17 protein-coding genes, 1 tRNA gene, 2 rRNA genes and 1 pseudogene (1 of these 21 only partly in view) are annotated in these 25,245 nt (G+C 58.7%); 11 read left to right on the plus strand and 10 right to left on the minus strand.

Annotated elements, in window-relative coordinates; all coding sequences use genetic code 11:
• From QMO80_RS17390 to QMO80_RS17405, 4 genes are all read left to right on the plus strand, one after another.
• Positions 1-2,782: ribosomal RNA gene (locus tag QMO80_RS17390) — 23S ribosomal RNA — on the plus strand (it extends 16 nt beyond the left edge of the window).
• A 182-nt stretch (positions 2,783-2,964) separates the two neighbouring features.
• Positions 2,965-3,079 (plus strand): 5S ribosomal RNA (rrf, locus tag QMO80_RS17395).
• A gap of 126 nt (positions 3,080-3,205) precedes the next feature.
• Positions 3,206-3,282: transfer RNA gene (locus QMO80_RS17400), tRNA-Met, on the plus strand.
• A gap of 345 nt (positions 3,283-3,627) precedes the next feature.
• Entirely contained in the window at positions 3,628-4,650 is a 1,023-nt protein-coding gene (locus QMO80_RS17405) for a DUF808 domain-containing protein (protein WP_283197638.1), read from the plus strand.
• Between the two features lie 226 nt (positions 4,651-4,876).
• Here QMO80_RS17405 and QMO80_RS17410 read toward each other — a convergent pair.
• Positions 4,877-5,614: pseudogene (locus tag QMO80_RS17410) on the minus strand (adenylate/guanylate cyclase domain-containing protein); the annotation flags it as partial.
• Between the two features lie 127 nt (positions 5,615-5,741).
• The gene (locus QMO80_RS17415) at positions 5,742-8,060 is read right to left on the minus strand and encodes a membrane-bound PQQ-dependent dehydrogenase, glucose/quinate/shikimate family (protein ID WP_283197639.1); all 2,319 of its coding nucleotides are present in this window, start codon (positions 8,058-8,060) and stop codon (positions 5,742-5,744) included.
• A 255-nt stretch (positions 8,061-8,315) separates the two neighbouring features.
• Here QMO80_RS17415 and QMO80_RS17420 point away from each other — a divergent pair, with 255 nt between their 5' ends.
• Positions 8,316-9,425 (plus strand): acyltransferase, encoded by a 1,110-nt coding sequence (locus QMO80_RS17420; RefSeq protein WP_283197640.1) that lies wholly within the window; start codon positions 8,316-8,318, stop codon positions 9,423-9,425.
• A gap of 472 nt (positions 9,426-9,897) precedes the next feature.
• Positions 9,898-10,197, plus strand: coding sequence for a hypothetical protein (locus QMO80_RS17425; protein WP_283197641.1), 300 nt, complete (start codon positions 9,898-9,900; stop codon positions 10,195-10,197).
• Positions 10,198-10,254: 57 nt separating this feature from the next.
• Here the strand turns inward: QMO80_RS17425 and QMO80_RS17430 are convergent, their stop codons facing one another.
• Positions 10,255-10,905 carry a sugar transferase gene (locus QMO80_RS17430; RefSeq protein WP_283197642.1) on the minus strand — a complete coding sequence of 217 codons (651 nt, stop codon included), beginning with the start codon at positions 10,903-10,905 and terminating at the stop codon, positions 10,255-10,257.
• Between the two features lie 442 nt (positions 10,906-11,347).
• Between QMO80_RS17430 and QMO80_RS17435 the strand changes: the two genes are divergently transcribed.
• Positions 11,348-12,100, plus strand: a complete 753-nt coding sequence (locus QMO80_RS17435; protein ID WP_283197643.1) for a Crp/Fnr family transcriptional regulator — start codon at positions 11,348-11,350, stop codon at positions 12,098-12,100.
• 101 nt (positions 12,101-12,201) lie between these two features.
• Here the strand turns inward: QMO80_RS17435 and QMO80_RS17440 are convergent, their stop codons facing one another.
• Positions 12,202-13,224, minus strand: a complete 1,023-nt coding sequence (locus QMO80_RS17440) for a glycosyltransferase family 2 protein (protein ID WP_283197644.1) — start codon at positions 13,222-13,224, stop codon at positions 12,202-12,204.
• Between the two features lie 101 nt (positions 13,225-13,325).
• The gene (locus tag QMO80_RS17445) at positions 13,326-14,237 is read right to left on the minus strand and encodes a glycosyltransferase (RefSeq protein WP_283197645.1); all 912 of its coding nucleotides are present in this window, start codon (positions 14,235-14,237) and stop codon (positions 13,326-13,328) included.
• Between the two features lie 308 nt (positions 14,238-14,545).
• Here QMO80_RS17445 and QMO80_RS17450 point away from each other — a divergent pair, with 308 nt between their 5' ends.
• Positions 14,546-14,842: a hypothetical protein gene (locus tag QMO80_RS17450; protein ID WP_283197646.1), complete on the plus strand. Its 297-nt coding sequence runs from the start codon at positions 14,546-14,548 to the stop codon at positions 14,840-14,842.
• A gap of 50 nt (positions 14,843-14,892) precedes the next feature.
• Here QMO80_RS17450 and QMO80_RS17455 read toward each other — a convergent pair whose 3' ends face one another.
• The 5 genes from QMO80_RS17455 to QMO80_RS17475 form a co-directional block, all read right to left on the minus strand.
• Positions 14,893-16,359, minus strand: coding sequence for a hypothetical protein (locus QMO80_RS17455; protein ID WP_283197647.1), 1,467 nt, complete (start codon positions 16,357-16,359; stop codon positions 14,893-14,895).
• A gap of 125 nt (positions 16,360-16,484) precedes the next feature.
• Complete coding sequence (locus QMO80_RS17460) at positions 16,485-17,864, minus strand: polysaccharide biosynthesis/export family protein (protein WP_283197648.1); 1,380 nt, start codon at positions 17,862-17,864, stop codon at positions 16,485-16,487.
• 4 nt (positions 17,865-17,868) lie between these two features.
• The gene (locus QMO80_RS17465; RefSeq protein ID WP_283197649.1) at positions 17,869-18,831 is read right to left on the minus strand and encodes a glycosyltransferase family 2 protein; all 963 of its coding nucleotides are present in this window, start codon (positions 18,829-18,831) and stop codon (positions 17,869-17,871) included.
• A complete protein-coding gene (locus QMO80_RS17470) occupies positions 18,828-20,594 on the minus strand; it encodes a Wzz/FepE/Etk N-terminal domain-containing protein (protein WP_283197650.1) in 1,767 nt (588 codons plus the stop codon). The genes QMO80_RS17465 and QMO80_RS17470 overlap by 4 nt, the downstream gene beginning before the upstream one ends.
• Positions 20,595-20,715: 121 nt before the next feature.
• Positions 20,716-21,417, minus strand: coding sequence for a sugar transferase (locus QMO80_RS17475; protein WP_283197651.1), 702 nt, complete (start codon positions 21,415-21,417; stop codon positions 20,716-20,718).
• 472 nt (positions 21,418-21,889) lie between these two features.
• Here QMO80_RS17475 and QMO80_RS17480 point away from each other — a divergent pair, with 472 nt between their 5' ends.
• The 3 genes from QMO80_RS17480 to QMO80_RS17490 are packed head-to-tail and all read left to right on the plus strand — an operon-like array spanning position 21,890 to position 25,217.
• Positions 21,890-22,627 carry a Crp/Fnr family transcriptional regulator gene (locus QMO80_RS17480; RefSeq protein ID WP_283197652.1) on the plus strand — a complete coding sequence of 246 codons (738 nt, stop codon included), beginning with the start codon at positions 21,890-21,892 and terminating at the stop codon, positions 22,625-22,627.
• Positions 22,627-23,976 carry a glycosyltransferase family 4 protein gene (locus QMO80_RS17485; RefSeq protein WP_283197653.1) on the plus strand — a complete coding sequence of 450 codons (1,350 nt, stop codon included), beginning with the start codon at positions 22,627-22,629 and terminating at the stop codon, positions 23,974-23,976. The genes QMO80_RS17480 and QMO80_RS17485 overlap by 1 nt, the downstream gene beginning before the upstream one ends.
• Positions 23,973-25,217 (plus strand): glycosyltransferase family 4 protein, encoded by a 1,245-nt coding sequence (locus QMO80_RS17490; protein WP_283197654.1) that lies wholly within the window; start codon positions 23,973-23,975, stop codon positions 25,215-25,217. Before QMO80_RS17485 ends, QMO80_RS17490 begins: the two co-directional genes overlap by 4 nt.
• The last annotated feature ends 28 nt before the right edge of the window (positions 25,218-25,245 follow it).

Genomic DNA, 25,245 nt, shown 5'->3' on the forward strand with positions numbered 1-25,245 from the left:
GGCATTTGGTGGATGCCTTGGCATGCACAGGCGATGAAGGACGTGATACGCTGCGAAAAGCCGTGGGGAGCTGCGAATGAGCTTTGATCCATGGATCTCCGAATGGGGCAACCCACCTTAAATGCTTGGAAAATCCAAACTGACTGCGGTCGGCTTGGGTTTCCAAGCATTGTTATAAGGTATCTACACCTGAATACATAGGGTGTAAGAAGCGAACGCAGGGAACTGAAACATCTAAGTACCTGCAGGAAAGGACATCAACCGAGACTCCGCAAGTAGTGGCGAGCGAACGCGGACCAGGCCAGTGGCAATTGTGATTAAAGTGGAACGCTCTGGAAAGTGCGGCCGTAGTGGGTGACAGCCCCGTACGCGTAGATATCACGATTGTCCTAGAGTAGGGCGGGACACGAGAAATCCTGTCTGAACATGGGGAGACCACTCTCCAAGCCTAAGTACTCGTGCATGACCGATAGCGAACAAGTACCGTGAGGGAAAGGTGAAAAGCACCCCGACAAGGGGAGTGAAATAGAACCTGAAACCGGATGCCTACAAACAGTCGGAGCCCGCAAGGGTGACGGCGTACCTTTTGTATAATGGGTCAACGACTTAGTGTAACGAGCAAGCTTAAGCCGGTAGGTGTAGGCGAAGCGAAAGCGAGTCTGAATAGGGCGTCATAGTTCGTTGCATTAGACCCGAAACCGAGTGATCTAGCCATGAGCAGGTTGAAGGTTGGGTAACACCAACTGGAGGACCGAACCCGCATCTGTTGCAATAGATTGGGATGACTTGTGGCTAGGGGTGAAAGGCCAATCAAACTCGGAAATAGCTGGTTCTCCGCGAAATCTATTTAGGTAGAGCGTCGAGCGAATACCCCCGGGGGTAGAGCACTGGATGGGCTATGGGGACTCACCGTCTTACTGATCCTAACCAAACTCCGAATACCGGGGAGTACTACTCGGCAGACACACGGCGGGTGCTAACGTCCGTCGTGAAAAGGGCAACAACCCTAACCTCCAGCTAAGGTCCCCAAGTCATGGCTAAGTGGGAAAGGATGTGAGGATCCCAAAACAACCAGGATGTTGGCTTAGAAGCAGCCATCATTTAAAGAAAGCGTAACAGCTCACTGGTCTAAATAAGGGTCTTTGCGCCGAAAATGTAACGGGGCTGAAGCCATGCACCGAAGCTGAGGATGTGTAGCAATACACGTGGTAGCGGAGCGTTCCGTAAGCTGATGAAGGGAGACCCGTGAGGGCTCCTGGAGGTATCGGAAGTGCGAATGTTGACATGAGTAACGATAAAGAGGGTGAGAGACCCTCTCGCCGAAAGACCAAGGGTTCCTGCTTAAAGTTAATCTGAGCAGGGTTAGCCGGCCCCTAAGGCGAGGCAGAAATGCGTAGTCGATGGGAACCACGTTAATATTCGTGGGCCTGGTGGTAGTGACGGATTGCACAAGTTGTTCATTCTTATTGGATTGGATGGGCAGCGGAGCGGTTCCAGGAAATAGCTCCACCGTATAGACCGTACCCGAAACCGACACAGGTGGTCAGGTAGAGTATACCAAGGCGCTTGAGAGAACTATGTTGAAGGAACTCGGCAAATTGCACGCGTAACTTCGGAAGAAGCGTGACCCCATGGTAGGCAACTATTGTGGGGTGGCACAGACCAGGGGGTAGCGACTGTTTATCAAAAACACAGGGCTCTGCGAAGTCGCAAGACGACGTATAGGGTCTGACGCCTGCCCGGTGCTGGAAGGTTAAGAGGAGAGGTGCAAGCTTTGAATCGAAGCCCCAGTAAACGGCGGCCGTAACTATAACGGTCCTAAGGTAGCGAAATTCCTTGTCGGGTAAGTTCCGACCTGCACGAATGGCGTAACGACTTCCCCGCTGTCTCCAACATAGACTCAGTGAAATTGAATTCCCCGTGAAGATGCGGGGTTCCTGCGGTCAGACGGAAAGACCCCGTGCACCTTTACTATAGCTTTACACTGGCATTCGTGTCGGCATGTGTAGGATAGGTGGTAGGCTTTGAAGCGGGGACGCCAGTTTCCGTGGAGCCATCCTTGAAATACCACCCTTATCGTCATGGATGTCTAACCGCGGCCCGTCATCCGGGTCCGGGACAGTGTATGGTGGGTAGTTTGACTGGGGCGGTCGCCTCCGAAAGAGTAACGGAGGCGCGCGATGGTGGGCTCAGACCGGTCGGAAATCGGTCGTCGAGTGCAATGGCATAAGCCCGCCTGACTGCGAGACTGACAAGTCGAGCAGAGACGAAAGTCGGTCATAGTGATCCGGTGGTCCCGCGTGGAAGGGCCATCGCTCAACGGATAAAAGGTACGCCGGGGATAACAGGCTGATGACCCCCAAGAGTCCATATCGACGGGGTTGTTTGGCACCTCGATGTCGGCTCATCGCATCCTGGGGCTGGAGCAGGTCCCAAGGGTTTGGCTGTTCGCCAATTAAAGCGGTACGTGAGCTGGGTTCAGAACGTCGTGAGACAGTTCGGTCCCTATCTGCCGTGGGTGTAGGAATATTGACAGGATCTGTCCCTAGTACGAGAGGACCGGGATGGACATATCTCTGGTGGACCTGTTGTCCTGCCAAGGGCATAGCAGGGTAGCTATATATGGACGGGATAACCGCTGAAGGCATCTAAGCGGGAAACCCACCTGAAAACGAGTATTCCCTATCAGAGCCGTGGAAGACGACCACGTTGATAGGCCGGGTGTGGAAGTGCGGCAACGCATGAAGCTTACCGGTACTAATAGCTCGATCGGCTTGATCGTTCTCATTGACTGTGCTCATCTCAAGGCGACCGCAAAGCGGTCGTCCTGACAAGGCGAAGGCGCCAGCCTTTGCCCGGTCCCGGCGAACACGAAGTGTTCGTCCGGTTGGAGCTCTAAAACGTGTTCAAAACGAAGTCATAGGACTTCACCAGCTTCTCAAACATAAAGTTGCGCTTTGCCGACCTGGTGGTTATGGCGGGGTGGCTGCACCCGTTCCCTTTCCGAACACGGCCGTGAAACGCCCCTGCGCCCATGGTACTTCGTCTTAAGACGCGGGAGAGTAGGTCGCTGCCAGGTCTGCAAAACGCAACTTTAAATCTTCTCACAATGAAACTGACTAACGGCAAACGCCGGAACAAAAGGCCGCTCACAAAGCGGCCTTTCGTGTTATAATACTCAGCAAGTCAATCAGACTTGCCATGGCGCGGGGTGGAGCAGCCCGGTAGCTCGTCAGGCTCATAACCTGAAGGCCGCAGGTTCAAATCCTGCCCCCGCAACCAAACAAATAGCCCGCCTCAGCGCGGGCTTTTTGTTTGGTAACGGGTCGAGGATTTAACGCCTAATCAGGGGCCCGCAAGCAGGCAAAGCCGACGCAGCGGGACAGAAAAATCACAAAGCCTGCCCCCGAAACCAAATCCTTCCCTATCGAAAAAAAAGCCCGCTGCTAAGCGGGCTTTTGGCGTTTTGAGGGCGAGGCGGGATCGCCGGGTGAATAAAGGCGGCATTGCCGTTGCGATCTGTGCGTGGCATCTTCCCGGCGGGGATGCCACGTCTCGCCTCGAGGTCGTTGGATGGCGGGTTTTCCATTTTCATTATCTAAGTCCATCTTCCTAACGGAGACTTGAATGAGTGTTGGCCTGATTGCCCTTCTTGATGACATCGCCGCCTTGGCCAAGGTGGCGGCGGCCTCGCTTGACGATATTGCCGGCCAGGCAGCCAAGGCAGGCGCAAAAGCGGCAGGCGTCGTCATCGATGATGCGGCAGTCACACCCCGCTACGTCACCGGATTTTCGGCGGCACGCGAAGTGCCGATCATCGGCAAGATCGCCGTGGGTTCGCTGAAGAACAAGCTTCTGATTCTGCTTCCCGCGGCGCTTATCCTCAGCCTCGTCGCACCGCAGGCGATCACGCCGCTGCTTATGATCGGCGGACTTTTTCTCTGCTACGAGGGCGTGGAAAAAGTCTACGCAGTGGTGCTGCCGCATGCAGCCCACGCCCATGAATCTGCACTCGAGACGACAAGCCTCGATGCGCAATCGCTCGAAGACGAGAAGGTCGTCGGCGCGATCAAGACCGATTTCATCCTGTCGGCCGAAATCATGGCGATTACGCTCGCCGCGGTGCCATCAGGCAACTTATTCACGCAGGCCGTCATCCTTGCGGTCGTTGGACTGGGGATAACGGCCATGGTCTATGGCGGCGTGGCGCTGATCGTGAAGGCCGATGATCTGGGTCTGATGATGGCGCGCTTGCAGACGGCGCCTCCGGCGGGGGCTTTCCTGCGCGGGATCGGTCGAGGGCTGGTCACGGGCATGCCTTATTTTCTGAAAGTGCTCGGTCTAGTCGGAACGGCTGCGATGATCTGGGTCGGCGGCGGCATCATCGTGCACGGCCTCGAGGCCTATGGCGTGGGCGGCCTTGCGCATCTCATCCATGATGCCGGGGAGGTGGCCTCCCATGCCGTTCCGGTTCTGGCCTCCGTGCTGCGATGGGCCGTCGAGGCCACCGGAGCAGGCATCGTCGGTATTGTCGCCGGCTTGATCACGATTCCGGTCGCAGGCTACGTGATCTCGCCGTTGTGGCGCTACCTCAAATCGCTCCTGCCGCGTCGCCGGCGGAAAGAGGCACTGGCGGACGGGAAAAAATGAAACTCTCGGATTCCCGCCCGCGAATGAGCTGCCCGCTCATCGGTCCGAGCCGCATTTCTGTCAGGATTGACCGACATCCGGGACCATAAGTCCCGCCTTGCGCAGCCCTTCAACGCGGTGGTTAAAGTCCTCTGGGTTTCGGAAGGGGAGGACGCGGCGGCGGCGTTCGATGGAGAAATCCGGATTGATCTGGAGCGCCTTCTCCCACGCCTGTCGGCACTTCTCCGGCCGAGTTGCGGGCGATTACGTGCAATTCGGAGAGCTTCGAGAGGTCGGTGATGATGTCTTCGCTGATCCCGTCGGAGAAATATTCCTGTTCGGCGTCGCCTCTCATGTTGTTGAAGGCCAGCACGGCGATGGAGGGTTTGTCGGGAACGGCCGCAGCTGAAGGCGGTCTCGTCGCGGGCGGTTCTCGCGGCGACCGTGCCGGGGCCGGCTGCGAGACGGGGCCGACCTGCAGCAAATAGACCCGCATCGGCTCAGCGATATTCTTGAGCTGGATTTGGCCGAGATCGGTCACGGCGAGATCAAGCCGCGCTCTCACCTGGCGGTAGGCATCTTCGGAAAGACAGATGGCGCCGGGCCTGGCAACTCCCTCCAAGCGGGCGGCGATGTTGACGCCGTCGCCCATCAGGTCGCCGCCGCTCTCCTCGACCACATCGCCCAGATGGATCCCGACCCGGAACTCGATACGATGCTCGGGGGGCACGCCGATATTGCGCTCGACCATGGCAGTCTGCACCTCGATCGCGCAGCGCACGGCGTCGACGACGCTGCGAAACTCGATGAGGCTTCCATCTCCGGTGCGCTTGACGACACGGCCGTTGTGCACGGCGATGGTCGGATCGACCAGATCGCTGCGCAATGTTCGCAGCCGCGCCAGGATGCGATCCTCGTCCGCACCGGCGAGACGGCTGTAGCCGACCACATCCGCGACCAGGATCGCCGCCAGTTTTCGAGTCACGCTCGTAGCCTCAGTTCGTCTTCGGACCGAAATAGCACAGTGTGACCGGCAACGTCGCCATCGCCTTCATGAGAAGGGGGCGCGTCAGGGCTTGACGATCGTTGGTAAAGCGGACGCGATGCCGCGGCTATTCTCCGTTTTTCAGCGAGAAGGCAAAGACGTAGTCGCCGACATCCCTCGAATATGGGGCGCCGCCAACCGATATCACGACATATTGCTTGCCGGTTTTGGGCGAGACGTAGGTCATCGGCGTTGCACTCGCGCCGACCGGCAGGGGATATTTCCAGAGCTCGTCACCGTTCTCGGCGTCATAGGCGCGGATATAATAATCCTGAAAGCCGGCAAAGAAGACGACACCGCCGGCAGTCGCCGACGTGCCGGCATAACTCGGCAGGCCCATCGGCATGGGCAGATTGCTTTTGATCTTGAATGGCCCGAGCTGTTCGGCAGTCCCGGCCGGGACCTGCCATGCGATCTTGCGGGTGTTCAGATCCACGGCTGTGACGGTACCGAAGGGCGGCTGCGTGCAGGGAACGCGGAGCCGCGATGTCCACATTTCGGTGGCCATGCCGTAAGGTGTTCCGCGCTGCGGGGCGGAGGGACCGTGTGCGGTCGTGGTGAGGGCAAAATCGACATATTCCCCGCGGGGAATGAGGGCGAAGAGGCTGGGCACGCGGATGTCGTTCAGGAAGACCCGGTTGTTGGGCAGATCGACCGATACGCTCCCCCAATTGAGGCCTCCAAGGTTTCCCGGCTGCTGAATCGCATATTGCGGGCCGATCGGGGTGAAATCGCCGTCGTAGCGCATCTTTCGAAAGGCGATGCGGCATGCCAGCTGATCGAACATCGTCAGTCCCCAGGCCGTCTGCTCCGTCACCCGTTCCGCACCGATTGTCGGCATGCCGACGGAATAGGGCTGCGTCGGAGACAATTTCTCCCCGGGCGCGCCGCCTTGCTGCGGCACCGGCTTCTCCTGAACCTCGGCAAGCGGTGCACCGGTCTGGCGGTTGAGCAGGAAAAGCTGCCCGCGCTTGGTGGTTTGCAGGAGAGCAGGGATTGTGGCGCCATTGCCGTCGGGAAGGTCGATCAGAACCGGCTGGGCCGGCAGGTCATAGTCCCAGATATCGTGATGCACGGTCTGGAACTTCCATTTCTCCCGTCCCGTCGTGACATCGATCGCCACCAACGTGGCGTTGTATTGATCGGCGAAGGCCGGACGATTGACGCCGTAATAATCCGGCGTGGTATTGCCGAGAGGCGCATAGATGAGGCCGAGCTTGTCGTCGAATGCGGCCGTCGTCCACATGTTGGGCGTGGCCCGCGTATAAGTCTGGCCCTCCGGCGGGAGTTTGGTGATCTCGGGGTTGCCGAGATCCCATGCCCATTCGAGCTCGCCGGTCACGACATTGAAGGCGCGGATGACGCCCGAGGGTTCGCCGACTTCCTGATTGTCTATGACCCAGCCTCCGATGACGATCAGATTGCGGGCAATCAGTGGCGCCGACGTCTGGAAATAATAACCTGACTTGACTTCACCCATGCCCTGGGAAAGCTGCACGGTGCCATTGTCTCCGAAGTCTCTGCAGGGCGCGCCGGTCTTGCTGTCGATCTCCAGGAGACGGGCATCGATCGTCGTCTGCACCAAGCGTTCATTGCAAAGACCGTCGGCGGATTGGGCCTCCTGGGGCATCTTGTAGTAGCCGAGACCGCGGCAGCGTTGCCAGTAGGGCGCCGCCGCCTTGGGATCGAAGGTCCAGCGGGGTTTGCCCGTATCTGCATCAAGCGCTGCGATCACATTTGTCGGCGTGCAGGTGTAGACCGTATCGCCGATCTGCAGAGGCGTGTTCTGATCGGCGCCATCGCTTTTACCGGTGCGATACGTCCAGGCAAGATCGAGCTTGGCAACATTGCCGCGGTTGATCTGATCGAACGGGGAGTAGCGATCTCCGGCCGTGCTGCGGCCATAGGATGTCCAGTCGGAGGGCGAGTTGTCACCCTTGGCGGTCTTGTAGGCGGGGATGCCGGCGGCGGGGCGAATCAGCCCATGCGGCGTGAAAGCAAGGCTGAAACCGACGGTGAAGAGGATCACCGCAATCAAGGTGCCGCCATAGAAGAGTTTGCGGTTGGCGGTTGGCGAAAGCGACGGCGCAAAGAGAAGTGCAAAGCCCGCCAGCGCGATGGGGGACATCAAACGCGCAAAGAGCGCCCAGAAATTGAAACCCGACTCCCATAGTGCCCAGGGAAGGGTGAAAACGGCGACAAGCAGCACGATAAGGGCGCCTGACGTCCGCCGGCGCCACAGCAGAAGCGCGGCAGCCAGATAGGCAGTCCCGGCGGTCGCGTAATAGGGCGAGCCGCCGAGGCTGAGCAGCAAGACGCCGCCTCCCATCAGACCCAATCCGGCGAAGGCGAGCGCAATAAAAAACAGGGTGGCCAGAAATTTCATGATTTCCTCATCCAATCCGCCGCCCGATCGCCTGGTCCAACTCCGACCGTCGCATGGCGCCCCCGGCAAGTGCAGGGCCATTGGGTCGATGGTCAGCTTTTCTCGTCCTCGGGAGAGGGGCGCTCTCTCGTTCAATTTTTCCTGATGTACCTCTGGTCACTGACACGTGGCCCCGACCCGGCAATGATGCCGCCGCCGCACTGCGGCAACAGTTTGGCATTCCAAATCGAGTCAATACTTCTGAAAGGGCCACAGATGTTTCTCGGCGAAAAGCTTGATCTAGCAAAAGGGCGACCGACAGGATTCGACTATATGCGATTGCTGTTAGCCTTCTCAGTGCTTTGGATACATACGGCCCGTGTCACCTACGGCGATGACCTGTTTCTCTGGGAGTCACCCTTCCGTCCTTTCATCAAATCGGTGCTGCCCATGTTCTTCGTCCTGAGCGGGTTCCTGGTGGCCGGCAGTCTTGAACGGTCGAAGACATTGATCTCCTTTCTCGGTAATCGGTTTATCCGGATCTACCCTGCGCTTGCGGTGGAGGTATTACTGGCTGCCTTTATACTCGGGGCGATCTATACAGAGTATGACCTCAGTGACTATTTCACCGATCCGCAGTTCTTTACCTATCTGCTGAATGTCACAGGTCACATCCACTTCAATCTGCCCGGCGTATTCCTGGATAATCCCGACGCCGCGATGGTGAACGGGCAGCTCTGGACGGTGCCCTTCGAGCTTGAGTGCTATGCCGCGATCGCCGCGCTGTTTCTGCTCGGCGTGGTCAGGCGGCGGGTGATCGCCCTTGTCGCAACGCCGGCTTTGATCATCGGCTTCGGTATCGCAAGGTATTGGAAGCACGAGAGCGATTGGGCAACGATGCCGACGACCGCGTCCGGTAATCTGCTCATCTGTGCGTTTCTCGTGGGGGTGACCTTCTATCTCTACAAGGACAAGGTTCTGTGGGATGTGAGAATTTTCCTTGCCTCGGCGGCAATCATATTATGGGCCTACTGGTTTACTTCCTTTGGGGATTTCATTGCCATTCCGGCAATGGGATATGTCACCGTCTTTCTCGGGCTGACCTCGCCCCGCAAGCTCGGCATTCTCAATGGGGCCGACTATTCCTACGGCGTCTTTCTCTATGGCTATCCCATTCAACAGGCGTTCGTGGCGCTCGGGCCTTGGGCGCATAACTGGTGGTTGAACGGTATTGTCTGCAGCATCGTTGCCACTTGCTTTGCCGCCTTCTCGTGGAGATTCATTGAAAAGCCGGCGTTGAAATTGAGGAAACAGGTCACTTGGCTTGAAAATCTCAGCCTCCAGCGCGGTGTAAAACGGCAATTGGCCGCCGCAGTCCCGAAATAGGCTCATCGATACCAGTCCCGAGGATATCAGCAGGGCTCGCCAGTCACCGGCGAGCCCTGTTTGGTTGAACCGTGGGCGATTGCCGGGGAGGAACATCCGCCTGTTGCGACGGCTGGGCGTGGAGCAGCCTTGCTGGACATCACTGACGTCGTCGCCATCGCCTGCTGGGACGATACCCGCCATTGGATCATCGCGCGTGCAGAGGCGTTATACGCTGCACACCTTCGGATGACATGCATTAAATCTTCCTGCATGCTCCAAGCATCTTTTGGTTTTGGACGACAGGACGGCCCTTGCGCATGAATAGCCGAATATTCTGCGCTTGAGTTGGTCGATTTGCTCAGGGGTTATTAGCAATATTTTAACAATAATCGATAAAATACTTTGATCGGACTTCGTTTCGACTTTGGGTTTGTCATGTCATTGAAGGCAGACGGTGGCTTGAAGGAGGCGTGGACAGAGGAGCAGACTAATGCTGAAGAGCGCGCTTATCGTGGTTGCTGTCTCCATCGCCGCCGGAGCGACCATACGCGCCTCGGCCTTTGCAATATTTGCATTTCTCCTAGTCGTTGCCTGGGGTGCCGTAATCCTGCTGAAAGGTTCTTCCTTTTCGGAAGCGATCGTCTACTGCCTCGAAGCGCTTGTCCTGATGGAAGTAAGCTATCTGGCGGGTCTATTTGCCTATTCGTTATGGGGGCATATCCAAGGGCGCCGGAGAAGGAACTCGATCACAGAACGCTCTCATATGACCGGCAAGCGTCCCCACGGATAATGCCGTGGCGGAGGAGGCAGGATGCGGCCTCGAGCTATTGGGGAAAACGGAACGATCCTATGCGTCCATTTTGGGCAATAGGGCATGCCGGGAAAGCAGAGCTGCCAGAGTCTTTGCCATGATCGCGAAATCCAACGCGAGTGTCCATTTGCGCAGATATTCGACGTCGAGCAAAACGCTGTTCTGATAACTGACGCGTTCGCTGATCTGCCAGTGGCCGGTCAGGCCGGGACGGACCGCGATATAGGCATAGGCATGTTCGCCGTAACGCGGCAGTTCTTCTTTGGGAATGGCGCGAGGCCCGACGAGGCTCATTTGCCCGAGTAGCACGTTGATCAATAGCGGAAGTTTGTCGAGGTTCGATCGCGTCAGGATGTCGCCGACAACAGTCACATGCAGGCCGGCTGTTGCGTCGGCTCCCGTCGTCCGAAACTTCAGGCAATCGAACTCTTTTCCTCTATAGCCGATCCGCCGATCGGAATTGAAGACGGTGCCCCGATCGCTTAGCGCTATGATGACTGCTACCGATAGAAGGATCGGCGACAGAAGGAATAAGAGAGACGCCGAAATGACGATGTCCAATGCACGCTTCAGAATTCTGCTGATCTTAGGGGATTTTGACGAATTGAATGGACGCCCTTGCCGTTGCACGCCGGTGCAATCCTGCCAAGGTTCAGTTAGGTTGATTCCCTGATTTTTTCCCGCCATCCGCGTCTCCGTTGGGCGAATTCCAGAAATAACAGCCAAAGCTTGTTTGAATATAATTTCGACGTCTGTGACTGAGGTCACAATGCTGAATATATTCTTTACTATCTGAAGATGCTCTTGGGGTTATTTAATATATTATTTGTAATGTAAAGCGTATAAGCAAAATGTTACTAATATTAATATGGATCTGTGGCGTTGTGCTTCTATGGTGGAGGTTTATTCTTCAATTAGACAATTGTCGTAAATTGTATAAAAATCCCAGCGTAGTTTCCAGCTGTTGCATCCTGTAGAATTCAATATAGATCGTGTTATATATAAATATGAGTGATCGTCATGATTTATGTATAAATTCAGAATATGTTTTTCTATTATTACTATTTACTTTCTAATTTAACGGATTACGAATGTTGCTGACGATATTAGTCTGCGTGGAGCCGCGCGTATGGACGGGGTGATTAGCACCAGAGATAAAAAGACTAGAGGAAGCGCGGCGCGAAGAGGCGAAGCGGTTACTTGCGGGCCAGTCGGTATTATATACGGCGGCCAAGGGGATTTGGATTACGAGTTCCCGTTTTGCCGTTCGGGTGTTCGAAAGTTTCGCCGCGGTGAGGTGATTGCCGGCGCCGGTGACGCCGTCGACATGTTCGCCCGCGTCCAGCGCGGAATGGTGAGCGCAAGCACGCCGCTTGCAGATGGGCGGGAGTTCATCGTGGAAATCATTCCAAAAGGCGGCTTGATCGGCGAATTGGAGGTGCTGCGCAAGCAATCCCTCAGCCTGGAATATCGGGCCTCATCGGACTGCGAACTGCACTACTTCGATGGTCGTTTGCTGCGGGATCTGTGTGCGAACGATCCGCAATTTCAGGTGAAGATCCTGTCGAAGGCGCTGGCGCGTGTTTCCGAACTCGAGCTGCGGATCATTTCCAACGCCGGATCGAGCCTAAGGCAGAGATTGGCCCGGACGCTGCTGCGCCTTTCTGCCTTGTACAAAGTGGATGCGCTACATAGCGGCGATGAGCTGATCATCTCCCAACATGACCTGGCCGCGACGCTGCCGGCGTCGCGCGAAAAGGTCAACCAGTGTCTGCGGCGCTTGCGCGAAAGCAAAGTGGTCGACGGCACGCAGGGCAAAATCCGCATTCTCAATCGGAAGGCGCTGGAAGCTTATGCCGAGGGTATGGAGTCGCTTGCTTGAGGGGCGCCTCGACAAAAGAATGCGGCAGCGAAAGCCTACAAAACCCGCCGCCGGCGGGTTTTGTGTTTGACGTGGTCGGAGCGGCTTCCCGACAATATAGGTTAGACTTCGCTTTCCGACGCATTCCTCCAGTATTTCCAGCCTTCACCCTGAATGAGCCCGTGATCGGAGAGATCCTTCCAACTTCGGTAGGTGCCGGTATCGTCGCAGACGAAGTCATCCATATCCCTGCTCGAGGAATATACGGCATATTCCTCCGTGTGTTGGGATCGGTGCGCCGCATCGGCAACCTTGTGCACGAAGCTCGACAGGAACTTGAAATGCAGAAGGGCGCCGGATACGCCGAGCGCTCCGCGCATGTCGCCCAAATTCAGGGAAAGCGGCCAGACCTGATGCGATGATTTGAGAAAAAGACGTTCACCCTCGATATAGACCAGAGGTATCTTGTTGAGCGCGGGGCCGTCCCAGAGCCGGTCGTGAAAATAGACCCGCCCGCGAACGCCGCCCTTGATCCATATCGTCTCGTTGCGTTCGTCGAAATGCGCGACATAGCCGGATCGGTCGAAGAGATTGCAGACCTCGAGCGGATTGCGGCCGGGTTCGCATATGTTTTCGAGAACGGGATGCGGGCTGTACATGTCGATCATCACCGAGCGCAGCGAACGGCCGCCGGTGGAGCCGATATAGGCGGTCAGTTGATCGATCGGCCGTGTGTCGCAATGCGGATAGACCAGGAACTCGTCGGCGTCGACATAGAGAACCCATTTCTCCTGGCAGTGCCGGTTGATGACTTCGTTGATCCAATCGTTCCCGAATCTCGCCGCCTTGTAGGATCCGTGCGCAGAAAGAAGGGAGACATCGTCGAAGCCGGACAGCAATTCGGCCGTGCCATCGGTGGAGCCGTTGTCGATGCAGATGAAGTGCTCGAAGCCGAGATCGCGATAATACTGCAGGAAGAATGCCAGCCGGTGGCCCTCGTCGCGGATGACGCAGATGACGACATGACGCGCCTGCTTGAGCCCGCTGCGCAGCAGGTCGTAGCGAACCTGCCGAGCCTTGAGCGAGCGGCGCAGGCGGGCTTTCGTATAGTGCGAAATACTGGCGGCGGAAGCCTTATAGCTCATAGTCTGTCCCGAACATTCGTTGTGCTTCCGCCTGCAAATAGAGGGGCGACCGCGATGCCGAGATCAGTCACGCGGATATTCGTCCTCAGGCGGACCATGCGTCACACGGCGTAATCGCCAACCAGCAGGCTCTGGACCCGCGGACTGGATCCATCCTTCTCGATTGCATGTTCGATGCGCGCCCGCATCGACCGGTACTTATAGAGGAGCTTACGATCGAAGCTTATTCCGCGATACAGCGAGTGGTAAATCGGATGTGCTTTGCGCAGATCGACATAGACTTGGCTTTCTCTATCGGTCCAAGGAAAGAAGGTGCCGTGCCACGGCTTCGGATGCGCCATATAATGGACGATCGACAAGGAGGACATGTTGACCAGATGAAGGAACTGCTTGGGAAAGTTCCAGCGGTTCGATATGAGGATGAGCGATGAACCGCAGACATAATTTAATGCGCCCTGATCATGCTTGCCCTCGCAGGCCTCGGGATTTCTAGCAAAAAGCTCAAGCGCCTCCTGTCCGATCCAGCCGTTGCGGTGGAATTTCAAGACCCCCGCGTTGAAATAGTGGCTGCTCTTTCCGGTGTCGAGGAAGTCATGGATCGCCGTGTAGTCGCGCGCCGCGAAAAACCTGCCCTCGGGCACAAAGGCATTTTCGAGCCTGCCGAGATCGCTGACGATCTGCGTGTCCCCATCGAGGTAGATGATCTGGGTATAGTTGGCAGGCAGGATTTCGCAAAGGACGAGCTTGGCCATCGTGCTGACGCTGATCCGCCCCTGGAAATGTGATCCGTCGAGCTTGCCGAGCGAATCCTGCAGCGCTTCGGTCGCATCGATCAAGTCGACCCCGCTCGCTGCGAGCAGGGCTTTCAGCTCCTCGAAATTATCGAGATGTTCCGACATCAGGACACAGACATCGGTCGCGGGGCTTGCGAATTTCCGAGCCTGAAGCGCCGAGAGAATAGTCGGAAATGAATATTCGACATCCGTGACGTAGACGACGCACTGATTGTTCATGTCCTCATCCTTCCGATCGTTCGCAACAGGGATGAATCGCCGTCGCCTTCCAAGTCGAGGGAACTGTTGTTGATTGAGCCGAAGGGCCTGTCGTATGAAAGCCCAGTCCGGTATATATTGCCGAGATGCAGTCTTGGCCGTTGGCTTATCGGCATCCGGCTGCCGGCGGTTTTCGTGTGTTTCATTGCTGAGATATTCACCATGAAGAATGCCCTGCCTGCGATGAGGCTGCGTTTCGATATCTTCTTCCCCGGCACGACGATGGGGGCCGAGGCGCATGTCGGGATACGGACAGACGAGGTATTCGGATGCTGATCACCGCGCTGATCGCCGCCGTGATTTCGATAGCTGCCGGTGCTTGCATCCGCGCTTGGGCTTTCGCAGTCTTTGCATTGCTTGTGGCCATCGGCTTCGGCGGGGTGGTTTTCGTGGACGGTTCCTCCGCAGTTGCGGCGATCGGATCCGGCATCGCTATCCTCGTGCTGATGGAGATCGGCTATCTGACGGGCGTCTTCCTGTCGGGTGTCCTGCGGCGCAATGCCAGGCTGCGGGAGAGCAATTCCGCAGGCAATGTTTCTGCCGCCAGCGAGCGTCAGCAGGGCTGACATTGAGGCTGCGACAGGCCACCATCCATGACGAAAGTCCTGAGCGGGCGTCATCGCGTTGCAAACATCGGCGCTCTCATTCGAGATGCCGATGCCTCCAGGCGCTGGTTCGCAGGCGATGAGGCCGCCCGATGCCGTGGGGCATAAGGTCCGGCCAGGCAGCCCGCGGCCAGCCCCGCCGAGGTGCTGAACAGCAAGCCGAGATCCGTGCCGCTGCCTGATATCGCCGCGGAGCCGATCTGTGCAATGGATGCCATCACGGCGGCGATTCCGATCGCATGGGTCTCGCGGTCGCCAAATTTGTACCGGCCGGCTGCCCTCACCAGGCTGTAGACGAAGACGGCGAACAGGACGGTGCCGGTCAATCCGACATTGGACAGCAATGCAGCGATGAAACTGGAGGCTCGAACCGTGCCCAGTCCGGCGCCAAAAGTGGCGGTATCGACGAATGCGATCAGTGCCAGCGTGTTCCAAGCGGTGCGCTCTTCGCCGGATTGCGATTGGAGCTTGTCCGATACGGTGGTGGTCAGGAGGCCGGCGATGGAATTCCATGCATCGGGGACAAGGCTGAGCGCGGTGATGGCGCAGGGGATGAAAAACAGCGTGATCGCAAGGAAAGTCACGTGCGGGGTCGTGGCGGGACCGCCGACCAGTCGTTTCAGGCAGAACAGCACGAACATGCAGACAATAAAGGCGCCCGCGACATAGGCGGTTGTCGAGGTGCAGAACACGATGGTGGGGCCGATCAGAAGCGTTGCCAACCCAGCCATACGGCTTTGGACGCGCTCCAGCCAAAGCATGAGCGTGAAGGCGAAATAAGCCAGTGCGACGGCGCCGTACATGCTCGCTTCGGGAAAGGGGCCGACGATACGCTTGAAGCCGTGGATGGTCTCGGCCGTATGCATCGTATAGTTCGCATTTCTGATGATATCGAGCACATGGGCCTGGCCGATCTGGAACGTTGCGAGGTCGATCAGCGCGAAGGCAAAACAGGCTATCGACGCCACGATCAGCTGCTGTGCGATGAAGCGGCCATAGCCGAGCCGGGCAAGCCCGGCGATGACGGCGAAGCAGGCGAGGTCGCCGAGCAGGTAGACGGACTGGCTGAGATTGGACGAACCCGGGGCCAGTGGAGCCGCGACCGTCGACATCATCCCCGAGGGATCTCTGGCGGAGGAGTAAACGAGGGTCGCGCCGGCAAAGATACGGGGTAAGAAGAAGGACGACACCACGGAAAACAGGATGTAGCAGGCAAACCAGAAGCCAGGCCCCGGATAGGCGATGCTGGCGAGCATCGCCTGCGTCTGAACCGGGCGCAGCAGGGCCGTCATGACGAGAAAGAGCACCAGAAGATGGCTCGGCTGGATGCTGCTGCCGCCGAGCGCCGGCAATTGCAGAGCCGCTGCGGCTCCCAGCAGCGTCGAAAGGCAAAGGGCGGTGATGGCAAAGCGCGCGCCGTTGAGCATGCTGAGCACGCCAAGCAGCAAAACCATGAAACCGATCGGCTCTATCGACATGCTTCAGATCCCACGCCGGAGGGCGAGCGGCGGAAGCATCGCTTTTGCCGAAAAGCGGCGTCCATCTTTCGGCGGGATGGGCAAGGCGAAAGCCGCCCGCTGTCGTCGATGATCACAGCCGTCTCCTAATTCGATCCTGACTGGGAGACCCAGCCGGGAGCCGGGCGATTGTCCCCGGCCACATCGGAAGACGGGACCGTCGAGCTCTGTTTCTGCGGTGCAGTCTGCGGCGGCGAAGCTGGCGTCTGAAGGTTGGTATCCAAACCGACCTCGATAAGATCGTGCGGCAGCAATGCGGTTTGCTCGTCCGCCACGATGCTGCGGGAGGTTCCGTCGTCGTTGCGGCGCACGATCCGGTAATTCTTCTGCGCCCTGCCGAGGCCCGGCGCCTCCGTGTTGATCTGCGCGAGTTGAGCGTCATAGCCGGCCTGTTCGCCCAGAAGCTGGGCCACCTGGATGTCGATCGTCGCCCTGCCGATCGCGAGATTGACCTGGTTCAGCAGGTCCTGGTTTTCGCTGTTCTGCCGGTTGACGATGTTGATCTTGGAACGGTCGGCCTCGCTGAGGCCCTGGCGCGCCGTGGTCAGAGCGACTTCGAGATCGATCAGTGTGCCTTGTGCATCCGCAACCCAGCGGTCGACCGAGACCTGGCGCGAATTGCTGACTAGGCCTTTGCTCACCAGGCTGTTGACATTGTCCAGTTCCTTCTGGGCAAGTTCGATCTGCCGTTTTTGTGAACTGATCTTGGCCTCCAGCGACTCGGCCTGCTGGCCATAGAGGCGGGTGAGGTCGTTCGCCGCTTCGATCTGGCTGGCGATGTCGACGCGCCGCAGCCGCATCAGGTTCAATTCCTGGGCCTTCAGCTTGTCCACGTCGGGTGTTCCCAGGAGTTCGGCGGGGATTTCGAAACTCTGCTCGCCGGCGATCTCGGCTCGCAGCCGCGCCTGCCGCATCAACAGATCGCGCCGGTTGAGGGCGGCCGTTCGGTAGGCGCCGGCAGCCTGGATCCGGTCGCGTTCGAAATAGGTATTGTCTTCGCGTTCCCGCAGGAAGCCGCCGGCGATGCTGACGGCCTTCATGACAGTCATGTTGGGCTCAAAAGCATAGCGGCCGGGGGTCTGCACGGTTCCGGTGACGAAAATCGGCGCATGCTCGGCGATCTCCAGGGCGATATACGGCTTGCCCGGAAGTGCGGACTTTTCGGCCAGCGCGCCGGCAATGGCATCGGCAAGTTGCTCGGTCGTCTTTCCATTCGCCTGCAGGTGGCCGGCGATCGGGATCGACAGATTGCCGGCATCATCAATGGTATAGACGCCATCGAGAGCCTCCCAGCTGGCATAGCGGGAATCCGATGACCGCCATTCGACGACGCGCAGCCTGACCTTGTCTTCCGGCACGAGAGTGAATGTTTGCGCGTGAGCGACGCTCCAGCCGGTCAGGCAGCAGAATGCCAGCAAGGCGAGTGCGGCGGAGACGAGGCGATCGAACAAGGATGTAGGCTGCATTGGTCTATCTCCGTTTCGTTGCGATCGACGGCGAAGGCATCTCGCGCGGCGACGGAGTGCCGAACTCGAGAATGCGGGACGGAGAGGCGCGGCCGACAAGAAGATCGGACAGCGCCAGCAAATTGCCGTTCAAACGTCCCCACCGGTCGATCAGGCGGTCCTTCAACAGGGCGCCCGACATATTTGCCAGGATGTTGCGGCCGATCTGCGCGATTGCACGGCCTTTCGACATCGTGCCCTTGCGGATCAGGTAGACAGGATTGGCGACCTGCGAATAGCCGAGCCTTCGGCCGGGCTGGCGTCCGGATCTGACGCCGAGATGCACGCCGCGGGCGCCTTCGACGTGCACGGACCGGCCGTGGCGGGCGATGGTCCTGCTGAAATCGACATCCTCGAGCCAGCCGTAAAGCGGCAGCTGCTCGTCGAAGGTCAGGGCGTGCTCGATAACCGGCGCAAGGCGAACCGCCATGTTGCATCCATAGGCGTTGTAGATATCCGCCACACGTTCGGCGGTTTCGCCGGCCGTCTCGAGAACCTCCAGGGCCTTCGGCATGCTGAGGCCCCCGTCGAGGACGCCGTCGGCCAGCACCTCGCCGGTCGCGATTGCCACCTCTGGCTTTGTTGCAAAGACGGCTGCCATGCGCGCCAGGAAAGTCGCGGCGGGAATGAAGTCGTCATCGAGGAAAATCAGAACGTCTGTATCGGCCGCCGCGGCCTGGATGATCCTGTTGCGCTGGGCGGTCAGGCCGCGGCTGCCGACGATGATTTCCACATCGCGGCGGCCGGCGAGCCCGGCGGCATCCTCGATGACAGGCACGCAGACGATGAGCCGTTCCGCCTGGTCCGGCAGGCCGGTGAGATAGTCGATCGTCTCCCGCAGTATCGAAGGGCGCCCCGCCGAGGCGATCCCCAAGGCAATCCGCAATGGACGGTCCTGTCTTGCTGCTCCTGCCGAAGGTGAGATCATGACTCTATTCTCTTCGGTGCATGGTTGATGATCGCGCCGACGATCTCGGCGCCGACATTGCGCATGGTCTCGATGACGCGCACGGTATCGTCGATCGAGGTGTGCCCATGCGAGGTGACCACGAGGACGCCATCCAGCTCCGGTGCGATCGCATTGGCATCAGGCGAAGTCGAGAATGCGGAAATATCGACGAATATGGCGTCGAATTCCTTTTTCAGGTCGGCGAAGCTCAACTGCGTGCGACGGGAACTGAGACGAACGGCCGGCGTCACTGCTTCCACCTTGCCGAGCGGCAGGAATTTCAGGGTCGGGGTGAGGGGCAACGCCGCCGTCTGGATCAGCTCGCCATTGTCGAGAACATCGACGAGACCTGCGGATGTATGAGGCGCGATCGATTTGCTGAGCGAGGATGTCTGCGCAGCCGCATCGATCAGCAGCGTGTGCGCGCCTGAAAGCGATGACAGCACCGCCAGTTCGCATGCAATGGTCGATGCGCCGCTGCCGGGGTCGACGGCGACGATCCCGATGACGACGCGGCGCTTGCGGCGAAGACCGACGATGGTTGCGCTCAATTCCGCCATGCCGGGAAGAACAGGATAGGCGGCCGTATTGCCGCTGTCCGTGCCGGCGGCGAGGAAGCGGGCAGGATGCCCGGTCCGGTTCTGCTTCGATCTTGCCAGCAAGGTGACGATGGACACTCCGCCGGCATCCGCGATCTGCTGAGGACGGACGATCCGGCGGTCGCTGGCGTGCCTTATCATGGCGAGCGCCATGCCGACGCCGAGGCCGACCGCCCCGGCAAAGGCGATGATGAGCGTGCTGCGCGGCCTTGCCTTCGAAAGAGGCAGTGTGGCCCGCGAGACGATCGTGGCGTCGGAGACGGGGTAGGTTATGCGCTGTTTGGCTTCGGTAAGCTGGGTCAGCGTGCTTTCATAAAGGGTGCGGCGGGCATCCGTCGCGCTCTGCAGCTCCGCAAGCTTGAACTGGTCGCGCGGATTGCTGTTGAATGTGTTCAGGGCGCTGGAGGCATCGGCTAGCCCGCGCTGCTGCTCCCTGATGAATTTTTCCAGCCAGTCGCTATATTGGCGGGAAGCATCGGCCTTCATTGCGATATTCTTCTGGATATATTGCCTGGCGAGCGTATCGGCGATGGCGACGGCCTTCTGAGGGCTCGATGCTGCAGCCGATATCTCGATGATCGTCGAACTCCCGATCCGGCGTATGTCCATCATGCTCTGCAGCGTGGCGATTGCCAGGTCGTGGAGCCGTTCCTCCTCTGTGCGCGGTCTGGGCGGCGTTTCACTCGTTCGCATGCCTGCCGCGTCCTGCCCCGTATCCACTTGAGCAGAAATTCCCAGAAGCCACTCCTTCGTCTTGTCGAGCAGCGAAGGTTTCCAATCGACAAAGTCGGGATCGCTATCAAGATCGAGCGCTCTTACCGTCCCGCCGATGACATCGCTCGATCGGGCAATCTCCAGCTGCCCTTCTATGAAGGCGTCTTCCGCGAAGGCTCTTTGAGCCTCGGAGCTGTTCACCTGGGGGAAGATCACAAGTTGCGTGGTGGCAACGTAAGTCGGCGCGGCGGTGATAAGGTAGCTGCCGGCCATTGCAAGAAAGGCAAAGGTCGTGGCCACGATCCATAGCCAGCGCATTCTGAGAAAAAAGAGCATGTCCCGCAGGGTCAGCGGCGCGTTCCCGCCAGCGGCTGCGGCGGCAGGCAGGGATAGGGGGGAAACACCGCTGAAGATCGTGCTTGAGGTCATGTCGTCCTAGTCCAAAATGGCGAGATTACGGAGCAACGAGGTACTGGCAGCTTGGAGGGGACGGGGAGAGCAGCGTATCTTCCGACTTCGGGCAGGATCGGCAGCTCTCTCATTTGAATGCTCAGTACGAGCCACGCTGCGAAAACAGAGCGGGGATGGTCTTGGCGATGATGATCAAGTCCCGGCCGAACGACCAGTTGTTGAGGTAGTGAACGTCGAGCGAAACCCGATGCTCGTAGCTGACATCGTTGCGCCCGCTGGTCTGCCAGTGACCGGTCAGTCCAGGACGGACGGCCATGTAGGCCCATATGTGCTCGCCGTAGCGCGGCAATTCCTCGGCGGTGATCGGCCGGGGGCCGACCAAGCTCATTTCGCCACGCAGGACATTGAACAGCTGGGGGAGCTCGTCGAGGCTCGACCGCCGCAGGATATCGCCGACGGCCGTGATTCTCGGATCATCCTTCAGCTTGTGCGTCGCTTCCCATTCGCTGCGCGCAGCCGGGCTGTTCTGCAGCAATTCGGCAAGCTGAACGCTCGCATCGGTCTTCATCGTGCGAAATTTGAGGCATCCGAACGGGGCTCCGCCGAAACCGATGCGCGTATGGGAATAAAAGACCGGGCCGCGGTCGGAGCACTTCACGATCATTGCGACGAGCAGCAGAAGCGGGGAAAGCAGGATAAGGGCGGTGATCGCCAACAGAAGGTCGAGGGCGCGCTTGGATGCTCTGGCTGCTGCACCAGGCTGGGACGCATGGATGTCGCCGCTTTTCGCAGGCCGTCCGACACGCGACCATGCCTCGAAACTATGTGCTTCCCATGCCATCGGGGGTCTCCAAAACTTTCCGATTAAGAACCGTTCAAAGTTTGCTGCGCCGCACTCTGGATGTCTGTTACCAAAGTCATAATCCTTAATAAATTCTTTATGCTACTAAAACGGTAGAAGAGAATTCCGATTGTACCTCGATCGATTTATTTTCATTCTAAATAAGAATCTAGCTCTCCTTGGGTGATTAATCTACAAAGCACCATTTCCATTTCTGGATATCCAAATTTGGGTTATTTCCGCTTTTTGATTGATAGGACTTTTCAATAGGCAGATGCATGAAATAATGTGGTCATTATTTTGGCATATCGATATTTTAATCGTCATAAATAATGTATTTTCCTTCTTAATCTAAATGTAGTCTCAATTTTTACACTGCCCATCGGCGATGTTATTTGACTTGGGTATTAAGCCAATATAGATGATGCAGTGCAGCATGCTTAATCGTTATTCGAGTATTGGAGTTATGCGCATGGACGGGGTGACACACGCATCAGATCGTCGGGCCGGCATCGGCAAGGCGGCGATATCGGCCACCAGCGGCATTCATCTCGGCAGCCGCATAGTGCTCGACGATGAATTTCTCTCCTGCCGGTCGAGCGTCCGGCGTTTCCGGCGCGGCGAGGTGATTGCCGGGGCTGGCGTCCTGATCGACATGTTCGCGCGCGTGCATTCGGGGGTGGTCAGCGCAAGCACGATGCTGCCCGACGGCAGGGAATTCATTGTCGAGATCATTCCAAAATCAGGTCTGATCGGCGAGCTTGAAGTTCTGCGCAGGCAGACGCTGAGCCTCGAATATCGAGCCGGCTCCAACTGCGAGCTGCATTTCTTCGAAGGTCGGCTGCTGCGCGACATGTATGCCAGCGATCCCAGCTTCCGCGAAAAGGTCTTTTCCAGGGCGCTGGCGCGTATTTCGGAGCTCGAGCTCCGGATCATCGCGAATGCGGCGTCGAGCCTGCAGTCGAGGCTGGCCAGCACGCTGCTGCGGCTTTCGGCTGTTTATGGAAAAGACCCGGCAAACAGCGGGGACGAATTGATCATCTCGCAAAATGACCTGGCCGCAACGCTGCCGGCGTCGCGCGAGAAGGTCAATCAATGCCTTCGGCGCCTGCGGGAAGGCAAGATCATCGACGGAGGGCAGGGTAAGATCCGCATTCTCAACCGCAAGGCGCTGGAGGCCTGTGCCAACGGCGCGGTTTCGGTGAAGTAATGCGCCCGTCGCTTTCCGAGGGCATCCGATCCACCGCAATAAGCGTCGGCCGCTTTCCCGGCCCCCGCGCGGCAAAGATCGATCGCGTGGTCGTCATCGACGACTATTCGGTGGCCAGAGGCGGCGCGACAGGCCTGGCGGTGCTGTCTGCCAAGCTTTTCCGCGGGCTCGGCATTCCCGTGACCTATATTTGCGGGGATGACGCCGCCAATGCGGAGCTTGCCGCACTCGGGGTCTCGATGGTCGGGCTGAACAGCTGCGACCTGCTCAGCGCCGAGCGTGCGAAGGCGTTCGTCACCGGCATTCACAATGGCGCCGCCGTCCGCATGGTGGCGAACTGGATTGCCGAAAAGGATACCGCCAACACCGTCTACCATGTACACGGCTGGCACCAGATCCTGTCTCCCGCGATTTTCAGGGCGCTGGCGCCGGTCGCCGGACGATGCGTGGTTCACGCGCATGATTTCTTCACGGCCTGCCCGAACGGCGCCTTCTTCGACTATCAGGCGCAGGAAGTCTGCCTGCGACGCCCGCTCGGCGGAAGCTGCATGGCGACGGCTTGCGACAAGAGAAGTTATTCGCACAAATTGTGGCGGGTCGCCCGCGGCTCGAATATCCTCCGGCTCTTGAAGGGGCAGGCCGATTTCGGCCGGATCATTCTGCTGCACGAGAAGATGGCGAGCTTTCTCGTCGGCGCAGGCTATCGGCCGGAACGGCTGACGACGATCCGCAATCCCGTCGCTCCCCTCTCCATCAAACGCATCGAGGCGGAGGCCAACGACGAGTTCGTGTTCATCGGACGGCTGGACGAGGAGAAGGGCGTTGAGGACGCCGTCGCCGCCACGCGCAAAGCCGGCGTCAGGCTCTGCGTGATCGGGGACGGGCCGCTGATGCCGCGGATCGCAGTGTCGGGAGATCACGTCAGGGCGCTCGGCTGGCAGTCGCATGCGGAGATCGGCCCGATCATCCGCAAGGCGCGTGCGCTGTTGATGCCCTCGCGCTATCCCGAGCCGTTCGGTCTCGTCGCGATCGAAGCGGCCAGGAGCGGTCTGCCGGTCATCATGTCGCGCAGCGCCTTTCTCGCCGAGGAAATGGAAAGAGCCGGCATGGCGCTTGCCTGCGATACGGCCGATGAAAGCGCCTTTGCCGATAGTTTGAGGCGATTCAGCCAAATGCCAGCGCAAGAGGTTCGCGCCATGAGCGAGCGGGCTTTCCTGATGTCGCCGGATCTCGCCTCGACACATGAGGAATGGCGCGATGCGCTGCTTGCCGAATACCACAGCCTGATTTCGACGAATGCGGTTTCCGAGCCGGCAGACGGCGCGGCGATACAAGGAGTATTCAGTTGACCCTTAAAGCAACGACCTCTCTTCCCGACGCGAGGGCATTTCTTGCCGATGCGCCCGTCATGGCGAAAAGACGCGCCGCCGAGGCCGGAAGCACAAAAGAGACCGGGAAACTTCGCGTCGCCATTGTGCACTATTGGCTCGTTTCGATGCGCGGTGGCGAGAAGGTTGTCGAAGAGCTGTGCCGGATGTTTCCGCAGGCCGATATTTTCACCCTCGTCTGCAACCGGGATCGCATCAGCGATTTTCTGAAGACGCGGAACATCCGCACGTCCTTCCTGCAGAAGATCCCCGGCGCCCAGCGGCACTATACCAAGATGCTGCCGCTGATGCCCTTCGCGCTCGAGCAGTTCGATCTGCAGGATTACGACCTGGTGCTGTCGAGCGAATCCGGGCCCGCCAAAGGCATCATCACGCGCGCCGACGCTCTCCATGTCTGCTACTGCCATTCGCCGATGCGCTACATCTGGGATCAGTTCCATGTCTATCGCCATGGCCTGCCCTGGGTGGGGCGCGCCTTGATGTCGCTTACCGCGCCCATGCTGCGCGCCTGGGATGTGACGACGTCCTCGCGCGTCGATGTGTTCGTCGCCAACTCCGATTATGTCGCAAGCCGCATCCGCCGCTTCTACGACCGGGACTCCGTCGTCATCCATCCGCCGGTTGCGATCGACGATTTTGCGGTGGGCAAGGGGAAAGGCGAATTCTACCTCTATGCGGGACAGCTCACCACCTATAAGCGGCCGGATATCGCCGTGCGCGCCTGCACCGAGGCCGGCCGGAACCTGGTGGTGATCGGCGAGGGCGAACAACTCCCTTATCTGAAGTCGATCGCCGGACCGACGGTCGAGTTTCTCGGCCATCAGCCCTTCAACGTGCTGCGCGACCACCTGTCGCGATGCCGCGCGCTGTTGTTTCCGGGCACGGAAGATTTCGGCATCCTGCCGGTGGAAGCGATGGCGTCAGGGCGGCCGGTTTTGGCCTTCGATGCCGGCGGCGCCCGGGAAACCGTGTCCGCGCCGCAGGTCGGCTTTCGCTTCGCTGAGCAGACGACGGAAGCCCTTCTGGAAACGATGGCAGCATTCGAAGAGGTCGAGGACGATATCGATCCACATGCCATCCGCGCGCACTCGCTGAAATTCTCCTCCGCCGTATTCCGTGATCGTCTGTCCGGTCTCATCGAGCAACAGCTGTCCAGCCATGAAGGCGGATCTGCCGGCGTCTTCGCAAGGCGGCCGGGCTGAAGCGAAAGGAACGCAGCAGCCCGCTTTG

Origin of the sequence: Rhizobium sp. BT03 (genome assembly GCF_030053155.1) — a bacterium.
In the GTDB taxonomy this organism is placed as follows: domain Bacteria; phylum Pseudomonadota; class Alphaproteobacteria; order Rhizobiales; family Rhizobiaceae; genus Rhizobium.